This window comes from Sphingomonas sp. FW306-05-A, assembly GCF_058782275.1.
Genome location: NZ_JBYSXN010000002.1, coordinates 1,190,256 through 1,206,230, shown reverse-complemented (window position 1 = coordinate 1,206,230; position 15,975 = coordinate 1,190,256). Strand labels below are relative to the sequence as shown.

Genomic DNA, 15,975 nt, shown 5'->3' with positions numbered 1-15,975 from the left:
AGACGATAGAGTGGCCGATCTTTCGCTCGAAGGCCTGGACGGCGCGGTGGTGCACGACGAAGTCGTCGCCGCGCGCGCACCCTGGCTCCATACCGTCCGCGCGGGCCAGTCGCTTCGGATCGTCGATCTGCAAGGCAATCAGGCGGTCGATTTCCTGCTCTATGCCGCCGCCGACGATGCCGAACGCTACAGCGCGCAGGACACGATCGCCGCGCAGCGCAACATCTTCCTGCGCACCGGCGCCGCGCTGCTGTCGAACGAGGGTCGCGTAATGATGACGATCACCGCCACGTCGGTCGATTATCACGACACGATCGGCGGGGCGTGTTCGTGCGAGTCCAATACGCTGCGCTACGGCCACCACACCAAGGCGCAACATGCCTGTGTCGACAATTTCCTCGACGCCAACGTCCGCGCCGGGCGCGGCAAGCGCGACATGGTGTCGAACATCAATTTCTTCATGAACGTGCCCGTCGAAGCGGATGGCGCGCTCGGGATTGTCGACGGGATTTCGGCGCCCGGCCTGACGGTCGACCTGCGCGCGGAGATGGACGTGGTGGTGGTCGTGTCCAACTGCCCGCAGATCAACAATCCTTGCAACGGCTTCAACCCGACCCCCGTCCGCATGATCGTGACGGCATGAGCTTCGACACGGTTCTGATCGCCAACCGCGGCGCGATCGCGTGCCGCATCATCCGGACGCTCCGGCAGATGGGGTTGCGCTCGGTCGCGGTCTATTCGGATGCGGATGCGGGGTCGCTCCACGTCGCCGAGGCGGATCTCGCGATCCGGATCGGCGCGGGACCGCCGGGCGAAAGCTATCTCGACGTGGACAAGATCCTTGCGGCGGCGCGCGAAGCCGGCGCAGGGGCGATCCATCCGGGCTATGGTTTCCTGGCGGAAAATGCGGGATTTGCCGAAGCCTGTGCGGCGGCGGGGATCGTCTTCATCGGGCCGACGACCGACAATATCCGCGCGTTCGGTCTCAAGCACAGCGCGCGTGCGCTGGCGGTGGCGCATGGGGTACCGCTGGCGCCGGGGTCCGATTTGCTGGTCGATGTCGAGGCGGCCTCAGTCGCGGCGGCGGAGATCGGCTTTCCCGTCATGCTCAAGGCGACCGCGGGCGGCGGCGGGATCGGGATGCGGATTTGCCGCGACGATGCCGAGATTCGCGACGGGTTCGCCGCGGTCGCACGGCTGGGGTCCGCCAATTTCGGCGATTCCGGTGTGTTTCTGGAACGCTATGTCGAGCGCGCGCGGCATATCGAGGTGCAGATCTTCGGTGACGGCAAGGGCAAGGTCGTGGCGCTCGGCGAGCGCGATTGCTCGCTGCAACGGCGCAACCAGAAGGTCGTCGAGGAAGCCCCCGCTCCCAACCTGCCCCCCGAGGTTCGCGCGGGGCTGATCGCGGCGGCGGTGCGCCTCGGCGAAGCGGCAGCCTATCGCTCGGCCGGGACGGTCGAGTTCCTGTACGATGCGGTGCGCGGCGACTTCTTCTTTCTCGAGGTCAACACGCGGCTTCAGGTCGAGCATGGCGTGACCGAGCAAGTGCTCAGGATCGATCTGGTCGAGTGGATGATCCGCGCGGCAGCAGGCGACACCGCGTTTCTCGACGCGCCGCTGCGCGCGCCCGAAGGGGCTTCGATCCAGGTCCGGCTGTATGCCGAGGATCCCGCGCTCGATTATCGCCCGACCTCGGGCAAGCTGACCGACGTGGCGTTCCCCGACGTGCGCGTCGAGACGTGGGTCGCCAGCGGGACCGAGGTCAGCAGCTTCTACGACCCGATGCTCGCAAAGCTGATCGTAACCGCCCCCGACCGCGCGCAAGCGGTGCTGGCGATGCAGGCGGCGCTCGACGATACGCGGATCGCGGGAATCGAGACCAATGTCCGCTGGCTGCGCGATGTCGTGCGGACCGCGGCGTTCGTCTCGGGCGACGTGTCGACGCGCGCACTCGATACCGTGGTCTACCAGCCGCGCAGCCTCCGCGTGCTGTCCGGCGGGACCGCCACCAGCGTGCAGGATTATCCGGGGCGCGAGGGCTATTGGGCGATCGGCGTGCCGCCGTCGGGGCCGATGGATGCGCTGTCGTTCCGGCTCGGCAACCGGCTGCTCGGCAATGCCGAGGGGCTGGCGGGGTTGGAGATCACCGCGACCGGGCCGACGATCCTGTTCAATACCGCCGCGACGGTGTGCCTGACCGGCGCGGATTTCGGCGCGACGCTGGATGGCGTAGCGCTCGCGCGGAACGCGGCGGTCGAGATCGCCCCCGGGCAGACGCTTGCGCTCGGCCGGGTGCGCGACGGCGGCGTCCGCGGGTATCTGCTGGTGGCAGGCGGGCTCGATATTCCGGCGTATCTCGGCAGCCGCAGCACGTTTGACCTCGGCGAATTCGGCGGCAATGCCGCGCGGCGCGTGGTGGCAGGCGATACGCTGCACCTTGGCGATGCGCCCACGGACGTGGCACCGACGGTCGCGCAGGTTCCGGCAATCGGCACCGACTGGACGATCCGTGTGCTATATGGCCCGCACGGCGCGCCCGATTTCTTCACGCCCGACGACATTGCGACGTTCACCGCGTCGCTGTGGAAGGTCCATTACAATTCGAATCGCACCGGCGTCCGCCTGATCGGCCCCAAGCCGCATTGGGCGCGGCAGGATGGCGGCGAGGCGGGGCTGCATCCGTCGAACATTCACGACAACCCTTATGCGATCGGCGCGATCGATTTCACCGGGGACATGCCGATCATCCTCGGCCCCGACGGTCCGTCGCTCGGCGGGTTCGTTTGCCCGTTCGTGGTGATCGCCGCGGACCTGTGGAAGATCGGCCAGCTCGCCGCGGGTGACAGCGTGCGCTTCGCGGTGGTGACGCCCGACGTCGCGAGCACGGCGGCGGTGACGCAGACCGCGTGGCTGTCGGGCACGGGACCGCTTGCCGAGGAACCGGCGGTCGCCGCAGACGGAGACGTCGGCGCGCTGTCCCCGATCCTCGCCGACCTGCCCGCGGCCAACGGGCGTCCGCGCGTGGTCTATCGGCAGCAGGGCGACCGCAACATCCTGGTCGAATATGGCCCGATCGTGCTCGACCTGGAACTCCGGATCCGAATCCACGCGCTGATGATCGAACTCGAACGGATCGCGCTGCCGGGCGTGATCGACATCGTTCCCGGCATCCGCTCGCTCCAGCTCCATTTCGACGGGATCGCGCTCGACCAGGCGGCGGCGCTGGATGCGCTGGTGGCGGCGGAGGAGCGGCTCGGCGACCTCGACGATTTCACCATCCCGTCGCGGATCATCCACCTTCCGCTCAGCTGGAAGGACCCCGCGATCTACGAGACGATCGCCAAATATGAGGAAGCGGTGCGCGACGATGCGCCGTGGTGCCCCGACAATATCGAGTTCATCCGCCGCATCAACGGCCTCACCGACGTCGACGCGGTCGAGCGGATCGTGTTCGACGCGACCTATCTGGTGATGGGTCTGGGCGACGTCTATCTCGGCGCGCCCGTCGCTACGCCGATAGACCCGCGCCACCGGCTGGTGACGACCAAGTACAACCCGGCGCGCACCTGGACCCCGCCCAATGTCGTCGGGATCGGGGGCGCGTACATGTGCATCTACGGGATGGAGGGGCCGGGCGGCTATCAGCTGTTCGGGCGCACGATCCAGGTGTGGAACACGCACCGCCAGACCGACGCGTTCATCGATGGCAAGCCATGGCTGCTGCGCTTCTTCGACCAGATCCGCTTCTTCCCGGTCAGCCATGACGAGCTGGTCGACTGGCGGCGCGACTTCCCGCTCGGGCGGCGTGCGATCGAGGTCGAGGAAACCGAATTCCGCCTGGCCGATTATCGCGCGTTCCTTGCGGACAATGCCGCGGAGATCGACAGCTTCCAGCAGCATCGTCAGGCGGCGTTCGACGAAGAGCGCGCCGATTGGGCCCGCCGCGGCGAATTCGACCGGGTCGCTGCGCTCACCGACGGCGATGCGGATCGCGGCGTAGATGCCGCCATCGCGCTGCCCGAAGGGACGGAGTGTATTGAGGCACCGTTCGGCGGCGTCGTCTGGAAAATGCTCGTCGCGCCGGGCGACGTGGTCGGCCCGACGACGCAGCTGGCGGTGATGGAGGCCATGAAGATGGAGTTTCCGGTGGACGCCCCGGGCGCGGGCACGATCGAGGCGGTGTACGTCACCGAGCGGCAGGCGATCCAGCCCGGCGCACCGATGTTCGCCTTCCGGCCCGCGTCGTGAGCTTGTCGCGGCTCAACGCCTGCGGAATCGCGGCGGATGTTTCGGCGGGACGCGTCTCGGCGGTGGCGGTCGTGCAGGACGTGATCGCGCGGATCGCGGTGTATGATCTGATCCAGCCGCAGGCGTGGATCGCGCGGTTCGATGCACACACGCTGCTCGCGCAGGCGGAGGCGATCGACGCGCGGGTCGAGGCGGGCGAGGATCTTCCGCTCGCCGGGGTGCCGTTCGCGGTCAAGGACAATATCGACGTTGCGGGGATCGACACCACCGCGGGGTGCCCGAGCTACGGCTACCGTCCGGCCGCCTCCGCCACCGTCGTCGACCGCCTCGTCGCGGCGGGGGCGATCTGTATCGGCAAGACCAATCTCGACCAGTTCGCGACCGGATTGAACGGCACGCGCAGCCCGTATGGCGCGTCGGTCAACGCCTATAACCGCGCCTATGTCAGCGGCGGGTCGAGCTCGGGGTCGGCGGTGGTCGTCGCGGCGGGGCTCGTCGCTTTCGCGCTCGGGACGGATACCGCGGGATCGGGCCGCGTGCCCGCCGCTTTCCAGCATCTGATCGGGTTCAAGCCGTCGCGCGGGCGCTGGAGCTCGACCGGGCTGGTCCCGGCGTGCCGCACGCTCGATTGCATCACGGTGCTGGCGTCCACCGTCACGGAAACGCGTCTGGTCGATACGGTGGTCGCCGGATATGACGCCACCGACCCGTTCTCTGCACCCGTGCCCGACCGATCGCGCGATGCGCGGCGGATCGGCGTGCCACGGGCCAACCAGCGCAAATGGTTCGGCGATCTCGAGTCCGAACGCCTGTACGGGGCCGCACTCGACACGCTCGTGGCGAACGGGGCGACGATCGTCGAGATCGACCTGACCCCGCTCGATGAGGCCGCGCAACTGCTCTACGGCGGCCCGTGGGTGGCCGAACGCACCGCCGCGCTCGAGGCGGTGCTGGCGGCGGACCCGGCCGACCTCGATCCCGTGGTGCGCGAAGTCGTGGCAGGCGGGCTCGATCTCCGCGCGGTCGATCTGTTCAACGGCATCTACCGACTGACGGAACTGCGCCGCGCTGCCGACCTGCTGTGGGACACGATCGACCTGCTCGTCCTCCCGACGACGGGCACGACCTACCGCGTAGCCGAGATGCGCGCGGCACCGATCGCGCTCAACAGCAACCTCGGGGCGTATACCAACTTCGTCAATCTGCTCGACATGGCGGCGATCGCGGTGCCCGCAGGCGCGCGCGACAATGGCACCGGGTTCGGCATTACGCTGATCGGTCCCGCCGGAACCGACCGGGCGCTCCTCGCCGCAGGCGACGCCTATCTCGACGCGGCGAAGCTCGCCGCACCACCACCCTTGGACCTGGAGGGTCGAATGCAGACCGTGAAACTCGCCGTCGTCGGCGCGCATCTGAAGGACATGCCGCTGCACTGGCAGCTCACCTCGCGCGATGCGGTGTTCGTCGAGGCGACCCATACCGCGCCGACCTATACCCTGTACGCGATGGCGGACAGCGTGCCCCCCAAACCCGCACTGGTGCATGTCGGGGCTGAGGACGGGGCAGCGATTGCGGTCGAAGTGTATGAACTGGACGTCGCAGCCTTCGGCAGCTTCGTCGTCGACGTGCCGCCGCCGCTGGCGATCGGATCGGTCACGCTTGCCGATGGCAGCACGGTCAAGGGGTTCGTCGCCGAGCCGCGCGCGACGGTAGGGGCGGAGGACATTACCGCGCTCGGCGGCTGGCGCGCTTATGTCGCGCGCTGACGTCGTCTCGATACGTCATTTGCCCACCTGACCCGCGGGTAGCCAGCGCTTAGGATGAACGTGCTTCTCGACGACGCATCCCGCGGAGCGGGGGGCCGCTTTTCGGCATAGGACGGGGCTCGATTGTGATGAGGCAAACCGTGTTCAACCTGCTTCCGCCCGCGACGGTCGCCGCTGTGGTGCTGTTCTGGGCTTATGGACCGGCGGACTTCATCAGTCGCCCCTGGTCGATCGTCGCTGCGGTCGCCGTGACGACCGCGTTCGTCCTCCTGCTCGAACAGGTACACGAACGGCATAAAGCGTGGCGCATGGACCTGCGCGAATTCTGCACCGATCTGTTCTACATGGTGCTCGGCTCGACCGCGATCGCCTGGGCGACCAACACGTTCGCCGAGGCCCCGCTAAAAGCCGCCAAACAGGCGCTAGGAATCCAGACTGACTGGGCGATGCACCTGCCGTTCGTGGTGCAGGTCGCACTGGTGGTGGTGCTGGTCGAGATCGGCCAATATTGGATGCATCGGCTGATGCACAACAATGCGTTCCTCTGGTCGACCCATGCACCGCATCACCACATCACGCAGTTGAACGCGATGAAGGGCGCGGTGGGCAATCCGATCGAGTTGTTCCTGATCAGCCTCAGCGTGGTGGCGATCTTCGACTTGCCGCAGGCCGCCGTGTTCTGCGGGTTCAACGTGCTGACCGCGGTATCAACCTTCGCGCACGCCAACGTCCGCGCCGATCCGCCGCGCTGGTACGCCTTCTTCTTCACGACAATCCGCAACCACAGCCTGCACCACACCGCGCTCAGCTATGAGGACACGCGCTGCAACTACGGCAATTCGCTGATCCTGCTCGACCGGCTGTTCGGGACTTACCGTGACGGGGAATCCGCTGTGGTGGGGCAGGATGACCGCAAGCGGCTGACGATCTGGGAGCAGTGGATGTTTCCTGCGCGCCCCGTGATCGCGAAGCTCACTGCCAAACGGCCTGAGTCAACGACCGTCGTGAACTGATCCAGCCCGGCGGTACAGCACCGGGCGACCCAGTAGTTCCGTATCTCCAGGAGGTGTATCTGAAAAACTGTTGGGCAGTCGTTGCGTTGCTGGGGGGCTGCATCGCGTCCACGCAGGCTTTGGCGAAGGCGCCGCAGGAGCAGGTCGTGCCCGTTCCGGGATTTGCCGATTTCATCGCGATCGACGGCAAGACGATCTGGGTCACCAACGCCGGGCGGGTCGAACGCTGGTCCAGCCGCAAGAAGCTGGCGACGGTCGCGCTGGCGCATCCGTGCGGCGCGATGACGATCCTCGACGGATCGCTGTGGGTCGCGGACTGCAAGGACAAGACGCTCAACCGGATCGATATCCGAACCGCGAAGATCACCGCGACGATCGCAACCGGCATCGGCAACCCCGAAGGGGAATTGAACGTCGTCGCGGGGGCCGGATCGATCTGGGTCAGCAGCGACGCCAAGGGCATAATCACGCGGGTCGACCCCGCCAGCAACCGCATGATCGCGACGGTCCAGGTCGATCGGGACAGCCATTATCTGTCGTTCGGCATGGGGGCGTTATGGGCCGCAAGCGGAACCAGCCAGACGCTCCAGAAGATCGACCCGACGACCAATGCGGTCGTCAAACGCACGGCGCTCGGGCGCACGCCCGGCTTCCTCGTCGCGGGCGAAGGGGCGGTGTGGGTGCAGGAGCAAGGCGATGGGACCGTCGCCAAGGTCGATCCGACGACCGGCGACGTCGTGGGCCGCGTCAAGGTTGATGGAACACTCAAATATGGCGATATCGACGCGGGCGGCGGCAAGATCTGGCTGCGCACCACGGCGGGGCAGACGTTCGTCGTGATCGACCCGGCGACGCTTGCGATCCGCGCGCGGGTCGGCGCAGCATCGGGCAGCGGTGCCTTGCGCTACACCCCGACGGGGGTGTGGACGACCGCGCATGACCGACACACTCTGTCGTGGTGGAAGGACCCGGCAGCCATCGGTAAGTAACGCCGCGTTACCCGGCGCATCCTCGCACATCGCGTTTCCGGCATGCGGCGAAAAGCGTCCCGGGGTGCCCGCTCGATCGATCGGATGCGATTGACGGCGCGGAATTATACGCCGAAACAGCAGGTCCTGGAGGGGACAATGGCTGCTAATAAGGCCTTCATCGGCGAACTCATATCCGAATGCATCGCGGTTGCGATCATCATCACGATCGGCAATTCGGCCGCCGCGATGTACACGCTGTACGACCCCAGTCCCTACAAGACCGCCTATTGGGGCGTGTGCATTACCTGGGGTCTGGCGGTTACGATCGCGATCTATGTGACCGGCGCGGTGTCCGGCACGCATGCCAACCCAGCCGTCACGCTGGCGCTCGCGATCTACCGCGATTTTCCCAAGCGCAAGATCGTGCCGTATTGGGCGGCGCAAGTGATCGGCGCGATCATCGGCGCGGCACTGGTGTACATGATGTACGGGCCGGTGATCGACAGCTTCAACCAAAGCCATGCCCTGGCGCGGGAGGCGGGGGGCGCCGCGGGGGTGTTCTTCACGCATCCCGGCGACGGCATCACCCCGGTCCGTGCCTTCTTCAACGAGATCGTGCTGACCGGGATCCTCGTGCTCGGCATCTTCGCGGTGACCGACGAATATAACACCCAGGCCCCCCGCGCGGATTCGAGCGCGCTCATCATCGGGTTGCTCGTCGCGATGATCGGCGGGGCGGGAGGGTATCTCGAAGCGTGGCCGATCAACCCAGCGCGCGATTTCGGCCCGAGGTTGTTCTGCTATTTTGCAGGGTGGGGGTCGGCGGCCTTTCCCGCACCGCTCGATTACTGGTGGGTGCCGATCGCCGGGCCGTTCTGCGGCGGCGTGGCGGGCGCCACCGTCTATCAGGCGCTGATCCGCCCGTTCCTCCCGTCGCGCCAGATCGCCGCTACCCCGCTGCCCGACCGGGGCTGGGATACGGCGGACCGCTCGCGCTAAACCGACTGCGTCCCAGGAGAGTATCGAATGACCGCCCCCTATATCGTCGCGCTCGACCAGGGCACGACATCGACCCGCTGCATCGTGTTCGATTCGACCGCGACCCCCATTGCCGTCTCGCAATGCGAGTTCGCGCAGCATTATCCGGCGCTTGGCTGGGTCGAGCATGATCTCGAGGATATCTGGCGCGATGCCGTCGCGATGCTGCGCGATGCGGTCGCCAAGGCGGGGATCGATGTCGCCGACATCGCGGCGCTCGGCATCACCAACCAGCGCGAGACGGTCGCACTGTGGGACCGCAAGACGGGCAAGCCGGTCCACCGCGCGATCGTGTGGCAGGATCGCCGCACGTCGGACGTGTGCGCGAAGCTGAAGGCCGACGGGGCCGAGGCAATGGTGACCGAGAAGACCGGGTTGCTGATCGATCCGTATTTTTCCGCGACGAAGCTCGCGTGGATCCTCGACAATGTCTCGGGGGCTCGGGATGCGGCGGAGCGTGGGGATCTGGCGTTCGGGACGATCGACACCTTCCTGCTCTCGCGCCTCACGCGCGGTAAGGTTCATGCGACCGACCCGACAAATGCGTCGCGCACCTTGCTGTTCGACATCGCCGCGCAACGCTGGGACGAGGAATTGCTTCGGCTGTTCCGCATCCCCGCGCCGCTGTTGCCCGACGTGTTCGACAATGCGCACATCTTCGGCGAGATCGACCCGTCGATCCTCGGGCGTGCGATCCCGATCGGCGGGATGGCGGGCGATCAGCAGGCGGCGCTGTTCGGTCAGGCGTGTTTCGAGCCGGGGATGACCAAATCGACCTATGGCACCGGCTGCTTCGCGCTGATGAATATCGGCACCGAGCCGATCCGGTCGAAAAGCCGGATGCTGACGACCACCGCGTACCGCCTCGACGGCGTGCCGACCTATGCGCTGGAGGGGGCGATCTTCGTTGCCGGGGCCGCGGTCAAATGGCTACGCGACGGGCTGAGGATCATCACCCGCGCGTCGGACACGCACGACATGGCACTGCGCGTGCAGAACAATCACGGCGTCTACATGGTGCCCGCGTTCGTCGGCATGGGGGCACCGCATTGGGACCCGGACGCGCGCGGTCTCATCTGCGGGCTGACGCTCGACGCGACCGAGGCGCATCTGGCGCGCGCCGCGCTCGAATCGGTCGCGTACCAGACGCGCGACCTGATCGAGGCGATGCGCGCGGAGGCGCACCCTGATTCCCCCGCGCTCCGCGTCGATGGCGGCATGGCGGTCAACGACTGGCTGTGCCAGTTTCTCTCGGACGTGCTCGTCGCCCCGGTCGAGCGACCGGTCGGCGTCGAAACCACCGCGCTGGGGGCCGCGTTCCTTGCCGGGCTTGCCACCGGCGTGTGGGAAAATCTCGATGCGATCGCGGCGACCTGGTCGTGCGAGCGCCGCTTCGTGCCGACGATGGACGACGGTCTGCGGACCGATCTGATCGCCGGCTGGCGCAAGGCGGTCGAGCGCACGATGCTGTAAGCCGCTCCGGGGAACGGGGCATTCGGCAATTGCGCCGGGCGGGGTGGCGCGCGACAAGGGGCATTCCTCAGGAGAATGCCCCGATGCGCCTTGCCCTTGCCGTCATGCTGTTGCCGACCGTTTCGCTGATCCAGGCGAACGCCCCCGCCCCGGTCGCGGTCCAGACGCCCGCCAAGGGCGCGGTATCCGCTACGCAGGCGCAGGATGCCGCGCTGCTCCGGTTCCTCGACCAAGCCTATGATGCGCAACTCGACCTCAGCCCGGAATCGCTGACGGAATTGGGGCTGAAGACGCATTACGACCGTCTCAACGATTACACCGACGCGGCAGCGGTGCGCGCGCAGGCGCTGTCCGAGCAACAGTTGAAGGGCCTTCACGCCCGCTTCCGCCCCGAACAACTCGGTGAGAGTGCGCGGGTCAGCTATCGCTTGTTCGAATATCAGGCCGCGCGCGAGCGGGAGTCGTTCCAGTTTCGCAAGCTTAGCTTTCCCGTCTCGACCAATGGCAGCCCGGCGGGCGACATTCCGGTTCTGCTGATCAACAACCACAAGGTCGACACGGTCGCCGACGCGCAGGCCTATATCGCCCGATTGCGCGAGACCGAGCGCGTGATGCGCGAAGTCTCCGCGACGATGCGCGCGCAGGCGGCCGCCGGGATCATCCCCAACAAGGTCAATTTCGCGCCGGCCCGTGCCGATGCGCGCGCGGTCATCACCGGGGCGCCGTTCGACAGCGGGCCGGATTCGACGCTGCTGGCGGACTTTCGCAAGAAGGTCGCTGCGCTCGATGCGCCGGCCGAGACCAAAATTAAGCTGATCGCCGACGCCCAGGCCGCGCTGATCGGGCCGTTCCGCAAGGGCTATGACACGCTGTTCGCGACGCTCGATGCGATCGAGCCCTTGTCCAAGGGCAATTTCGGGGCGTGGAGCCTGCCGGATGGCGCGGCCTATTATGCCGACCGGTTGAAGAGCTCGACCACGACAAACCTGACCGCCGACCAGATCCATGCGCTCGGCCTGCGCCAGGTCGCGGCGATCCGGCAGGAGATGGAGGCGGTCCAGCGCGATGTCGGCTTCAAGGGGACACTCGAACAGTTCTTCGCGCACATCCGCACCGACCCGCAGTTCAAATATCCCAACACTGCGGAGGGCCGCGAAACCTATCTCGCCGACGCGCGCGCCGTGATCGCATCGGTGATGGAAGTCGCGCCGCGCTACTTCCGCGTCCTGCCGAAGACAAAGCTGGAAGTGCGTGCGGTTGAAAAGTGGCGCGAGGGGACTGCGTCCACCGCCTTCTACAATCCGCCCTCCGCGGATGGGTCGCGGCCCGGGATCTATTACGTCAATCTGGTCGACATGACTCAGACGCAGAAGGTGCAGGTCGCCGGTATCGCCGCGCATGAGGGCGCGCCCGGCCACCATTTCCAGCTTGCGCGGCAGCAGGAGCTGACGGACTTGCCCAAGTTCCGCAAGTTCGGTTTCTATGGTGCCTATGGCGAAGGATGGGGGCTGTATTCGGAACGGCTTGCGGACGAGATGGGGGTCTATAAGGATCCGTATGCGCGCTTCGGGATGCTGTCGCTCCAGGTGTGGCGCGCAATCCGGCTGGTGCTCGACACGGGGATCCATTCCAAGCGCTGGACCCGCGAGCAGGCGATCGCCTACTTCAAGGCGAACAGTTCGGTGTCGGACAAGGACATCGCGCGCGAGGTCGATCGCTATTTCAACTGGCCGGGGCAGGCGACGAGCTACATGGTCGGGCAGCTCAAGATCACCGAATTGCGCCAGCGCGCGGAGAAGGCGCTGGGATCGCGTTTCGATATCCGGGACTTCCATGAAGCGGTGCTGAGCCAGGGGGCATTGCCGCTCGACGTGCTCGACGAGCAGGTGAACCGCTATATCGCGGCGAAGCGGGGGTAGCTGCAAAAGCGCCGGGTAGAGGCGCGTGGTGCCGTCTTTTATGCGGGGTCGACCGGGTGCGCGCGTAAGTCGAGGTCGCCGTCGACGGCGAGATAGACGATCTCGGCAATGCTTCGGACGTTGAGCTTCTGAAGGGCATGCGCGCGGTGCCCTTCGACCGTACGGGGGCTGATCGCGAGAGCGGTGGCGATTGCCTTATTGGTCTTGCCTTCGATCAGCGCGCGCACGACGCTGCGTTCACGCCCGGTGAGCGACGCCATGTGCGCGCGGGCGGACTGCCGTTGCTCGGACTTGTGGGTGGCAGTTCGAAGGCTCGAAAACGCACGGTCGAGTGCGGCCGTCAGCAGATCGGCACGAAGGGGATGCTCCAGGACTTCAATAGCACCGCACTGCATCGCCTCCACAGTGACCGGCGTGTCTGCGGTGACCGCCATCATGATGACAGGCCAATAGATCTCCTGCTCCAAAAGCGCCGCCAGCACGGCAAGTCCACCGATTTTCGGCATGTCCAGATCGGTCATGAGCGGTGCCGGCTGGAGGTCCGCAAGCTGGTCCAGAAAGTCCTGGGAATGCGCAAACGGCCAAGCCGTAATTCCTGCGCGACTGAGCTGGCCGTGGAGCGCGCGACGTGCTGCCGGATCTTGCGCAATGATGTAAACGATCATGCCCGCTCCAGCCAATAATGCGTATTCGATCACGGGCCAATACAAAGACATTGTGTCGAAGTCTTTGAAATAATGCGCAACTACTATTTAAACTTATATCAGTCGTGCCCGATGCGGAGCAGTATTCGCCTGATCGGAGGCTTGGCACTGATTTTGGGCGAAGCGAAATATAAGAGCGTAACGGGAGTATAATCAGTAGGTTATAGTGACCGTGACGATATCGACATATGTGCCTGGTTTCAGCCGAATCTGCCCGCCGGGGGCACGCGCATAGACCGGAAAGACCCCCCCGGTAGTATCCTGCGAGAAACTGCTGCTGCCATTGCTGCCGTCCCCCCAGACCGTCGTGCGGGTCGGATCCAGGAACAGATTATAGAGGAGCGCTTGGTTCCCCCCGATCATCGTGCGTCCGGCATAGGTGCCATTACCCGGTCCGAGCGTGATGACAAAAGGGGTCGCCACGGCGCAACGCACGGAGATACTGCTCACGGCATCCTGTGGCAGGTTGCTGAGCGGATCATAGCGGCCGAGCGTGAGATCCTGCGCGGTCATGGTGCAGCCATCGGCCTGGGCATGCGCGCCCTGCGCCGGCACAAGCACGGCAGCCAGCAGCAGGACGGCGGCGGGGGTCAATTGCATATGAATGTCCCGAGGTTTGGTTGAGGTCCCTGGCCGGAAGCGAAGGGCAAGGCGAAATGGCATCCGGTGCCGTCTCGTGCCGTGGATATGCGATTGCGCACGGCGAGACCGGCGAGATAGGCGGTGCCGCCGGGTGCGACCACGAACGGTTCGGCACCGCCGTTGACGTACAGAACCGTTCCCGCGGGAAGGGGCGTACCGTCCGCCAGATGGACGGTCACGAGGCCCGCACGCGCATCGCGTGCGCCGAAGCGGACGGCGACACCGCTGCGATCGAATGGGCGTATGGTCCGGGTGGTCTCGTCGATCGAGGCGTCGAGCGGCAGATCCTCGGCTTCGATCCGCAGATGATTGTCCTGGTACGGCAGCAGCCGGGGGACGATCAGCGTGCCTCCGCGGTTGGTCCGTCCAACCAGCTGGTTGTCGACATACACCCGGACATTGTCGTAGTCGCCCACCTGAACCGAGGCGAAACTCTGGTCGAGCCGCCGTGCCGCGAACACCCGCCCGTCAATGGTCGCGATCGATCCGCTTACTCCCACCCGCGCACCGGTGTTACCGTCCAGGCGCGTCACCTGCGCATCTAGTCGCCCGATATCGGCCTGAACGTTGACTTCGGCGTCGAGCCGTTCAAACGCGCCGGTTTCGGCCTGCAGGCGATAGCCAAGGCCATTCCCGTACGGCAGGTTGCGCTGGAGCATTGCGTTGGCCCCGACCTGCCCGTTGCGGAGCTCGGTGCCGACCGCAGCGCTGCTCCGGTGGCCGATCGGGACGCTGAGGAAGGCGCGGACCGCGCTCTCGCGGTTCGCCGTGAAACTGCGGCGCGCGCTGAGGCCGAACGCCCCGATCCCGCGGATCCGCACCGAACTGTTCGCGCTGGCATATAAAACGTCCGGTTCGAACCGCCCGCGACGCCAAAGGAGCGAGCCACTGATCGAACCGAACGTGGTCGGCACGCCGATGAAGCCACTGACCAGGCTTTTGGGGCGTCGATACGTTCTGGTGTCGCCGATCGTGGCATAGCCCGTCGTCGTGAATTCGGTGCTGCCGCCGATCGAGACACTGCGCGTCTGGCGTTCGAAGCCAAACCCGATCAGTCCGCCTTGACCGCGCCCGGACTGGCTGCCTGCTGCCGAGAGAGAGAAGATACCTACCGTTGGCCATAACATGCTGACGACCATGCTGGTGGTCTGGGTGGTGCGCGATAGCTCGCCATGCCCTTCCACCGTCATGCGGTCGGTCAACCCGTAGCGATGCGTTCCCGACAGGATCGCCGCCCCATAGGCATTGCTGCGCTGCGTGTAATCGCGGCGCAGGAATCCCGCTTCGTATGAGACGTCATGCAACCCGCGCCGGATGATCCGGGGGGCGGAATAATAGGATTGTGTGACCAGCGTTTCGCGTCCCAAGGCGTCGCGAACGACGAGCTGTACGTCGCCGCCACCAGTAATGACCGGGACGTCGGTCAGCGTGAACGGCCCGGAGCCGACCTGCTGCTGCCGTTGCAACACGTTGTTGACCAGGATGTCGACCACGGACGGGACCGCCGCGCTGCCGTTGAGGGTTGGCAGCGCCATCGTCACATAGCCGGGTTGGGTCGCGAAATTGGTGGCGAGCTGAACCCCCGCGAAGCGGAGTGCAGACGTGCCGGTACTGCCCCGGGTCACGCCGTCGCCGATCCGCAGCGACCGCATCCGGGCCGGATCGTCGATTGTGTAGTTGCTGTCGAGCCGCACCAGGCTGCGCCGGTCCCGCCCGTTGCCGCCGGTGCCCGCGATGAAACTGGTGCCGGCCGTTCCCGTGCCCCGAAAGAGCCCCAGATTGAACAGGCCGTTCACCGCAGTCGCCCCGTCGGCGATCTGCGCCGAAACGTCATACCCGAAAAAGCCGCCGAGGCTGCTGCGCGTCATCGGGCCATAGGGCTGGCGCGACAGGATGAGCGCAGACGCCATGAAGCGTGCGGCCGGCACCGTGAGATCCAGCGTTTGCGTCGCGTCCTGCAGCACCGTCACGACTTCGGGAAGCGCCGAGAGCGTTACGTAGGAGTCACCGTCGAACACGCGGGTCGGCATGTCGCTGGTTTCGATCCGCCACGCGTGGGCGGTGGCGACCGTGACCGCCAAGGCGTCGCCATCGCGCAACACCCAGACCGGGTCGGGCTGCGCGCGGCCGTTGAGCTGGACGGCCAGCAGCACCAGTCGCGCACCGGCGGGCACCGGATCGGACATGGCGGCTGCTGG

General features: G+C 66.2%; 11 protein-coding genes. 8 read left to right on the top strand and 3 right to left on the bottom strand.

Annotated features, from left to right (window positions below):
* The first annotated feature begins 10 nt into the window (after positions 1–10).
* The 8 genes from AC3WJR_RS14285 (at position 11) to AC3WJR_RS14250 (ending at position 12,431) form a co-directional block, all read left to right on the top strand.
* Entirely contained in the window at positions 11–643 is a 633-nt protein-coding gene (locus AC3WJR_RS14285) for an urea amidolyase associated protein UAAP2 (RefSeq protein WP_492725629.1), read from the top strand.
* Positions 640–4,251, top strand: coding sequence for an urea carboxylase (gene uca, locus AC3WJR_RS14280; RefSeq protein ID WP_492725628.1), 3,612 nt, complete (start codon positions 640–642; stop codon positions 4,249–4,251). The genes AC3WJR_RS14285 and uca overlap by 4 nt, the downstream gene beginning before the upstream one ends.
* Before the next feature lie 2 nt (positions 4,252–4,253).
* The gene (atzF, locus tag AC3WJR_RS14275) at positions 4,254–6,017 is read left to right on the top strand and encodes an allophanate hydrolase (RefSeq protein ID WP_492726159.1); all 1,764 of its coding nucleotides are present in this window, start codon (positions 4,254–4,256) and stop codon (positions 6,015–6,017) included.
* 128 nt (positions 6,018–6,145) lie between these two features.
* Positions 6,146–7,030 (top strand): sterol desaturase family protein, encoded by an 885-nt coding sequence (locus tag AC3WJR_RS14270; protein ID WP_492726157.1) that lies wholly within the window; start codon positions 6,146–6,148, stop codon positions 7,028–7,030.
* Between the two features lie 119 nt (positions 7,031–7,149).
* Entirely contained in the window at positions 7,150–8,019 is an 870-nt protein-coding gene (locus AC3WJR_RS14265; protein WP_492725627.1) for a Vgb family protein, read from the top strand.
* Between the two features lie 138 nt (positions 8,020–8,157).
* A complete protein-coding gene (locus AC3WJR_RS14260) occupies positions 8,158–9,000 on the top strand; it encodes an MIP/aquaporin family protein (RefSeq protein ID WP_492725626.1) in 843 nt (280 codons plus the stop codon).
* 27 nt (positions 9,001–9,027) lie between these two features.
* Positions 9,028–10,512: a glycerol kinase GlpK gene (glpK, locus tag AC3WJR_RS14255; RefSeq protein ID WP_492725625.1), complete on the top strand. Its 1,485-nt coding sequence runs from the start codon at positions 9,028–9,030 to the stop codon at positions 10,510–10,512.
* Between the two features lie 83 nt (positions 10,513–10,595).
* On the top strand, positions 10,596–12,431 hold the full coding sequence (locus AC3WJR_RS14250) for a DUF885 domain-containing protein (protein WP_492725624.1): 1,836 nt from the start codon (positions 10,596–10,598) through the stop codon (positions 12,429–12,431).
* A 38-nt stretch (positions 12,432–12,469) separates the two neighbouring features.
* Here the strand turns inward: AC3WJR_RS14250 and AC3WJR_RS14245 are convergent, their stop codons facing one another.
* From AC3WJR_RS14245 to AC3WJR_RS14235, 3 genes are all read right to left on the bottom strand, one after another.
* Positions 12,470–13,096 (bottom strand): response regulator transcription factor, encoded by a 627-nt coding sequence (locus AC3WJR_RS14245; protein WP_492725623.1) that lies wholly within the window; start codon positions 13,094–13,096, stop codon positions 12,470–12,472.
* A 192-nt stretch (positions 13,097–13,288) separates the two neighbouring features.
* A complete protein-coding gene (locus AC3WJR_RS14240) occupies positions 13,289–13,735 on the bottom strand; it encodes a Csu type fimbrial protein (RefSeq protein ID WP_354278994.1) in 447 nt (148 codons plus the stop codon).
* Positions 13,726–15,963, bottom strand: coding sequence for a fimbria/pilus outer membrane usher protein (locus AC3WJR_RS14235; protein ID WP_492725622.1), 2,238 nt, complete (start codon positions 15,961–15,963; stop codon positions 13,726–13,728). Before AC3WJR_RS14235 ends, AC3WJR_RS14240 begins: the two co-directional genes overlap by 10 nt.
* Positions 15,964–15,975 lie beyond the last annotated feature (12 nt).

What these genes read in the sequence shown, in the direction of transcription:
- glpK (WP_492725625.1), top strand. Translation starts at nt 9,028, where the DNA reads ATGACCGCCCCCTATATCGTCGCGCTCGACCAGGGCACGACATCGACC.
- AC3WJR_RS14235 (WP_492725622.1), bottom strand. Translation starts at nt 15,963, where the DNA reads ATGTCCGATCCGGTGCCCGCCGGTGCGCGACTGGTGCTGCTGGCCGTC.
- AC3WJR_RS14260 (WP_492725626.1), top strand. Translation starts at nt 8,158, where the DNA reads ATGGCTGCTAATAAGGCCTTCATCGGCGAACTCATATCCGAATGCATC.
- AC3WJR_RS14270 (WP_492726157.1), top strand. Translation starts at nt 6,146, where the DNA reads ATGAGGCAAACCGTGTTCAACCTGCTTCCGCCCGCGACGGTCGCCGCT.
- AC3WJR_RS14245 (WP_492725623.1), bottom strand. Translation starts at nt 13,096, where the DNA reads ATGATCGTTTACATCATTGCGCAAGATCCGGCAGCACGTCGCGCGCTC.
- AC3WJR_RS14240 (WP_354278994.1), bottom strand. Translation starts at nt 13,735, where the DNA reads ATGCAATTGACCCCCGCCGCCGTCCTGCTGCTGGCTGCCGTGCTTGTG.
- uca (WP_492725628.1), top strand. Translation starts at nt 640, where the DNA reads ATGAGCTTCGACACGGTTCTGATCGCCAACCGCGGCGCGATCGCGTGC.
- AC3WJR_RS14250 (WP_492725624.1), top strand. Translation starts at nt 10,596, where the DNA reads ATGCGCCTTGCCCTTGCCGTCATGCTGTTGCCGACCGTTTCGCTGATC.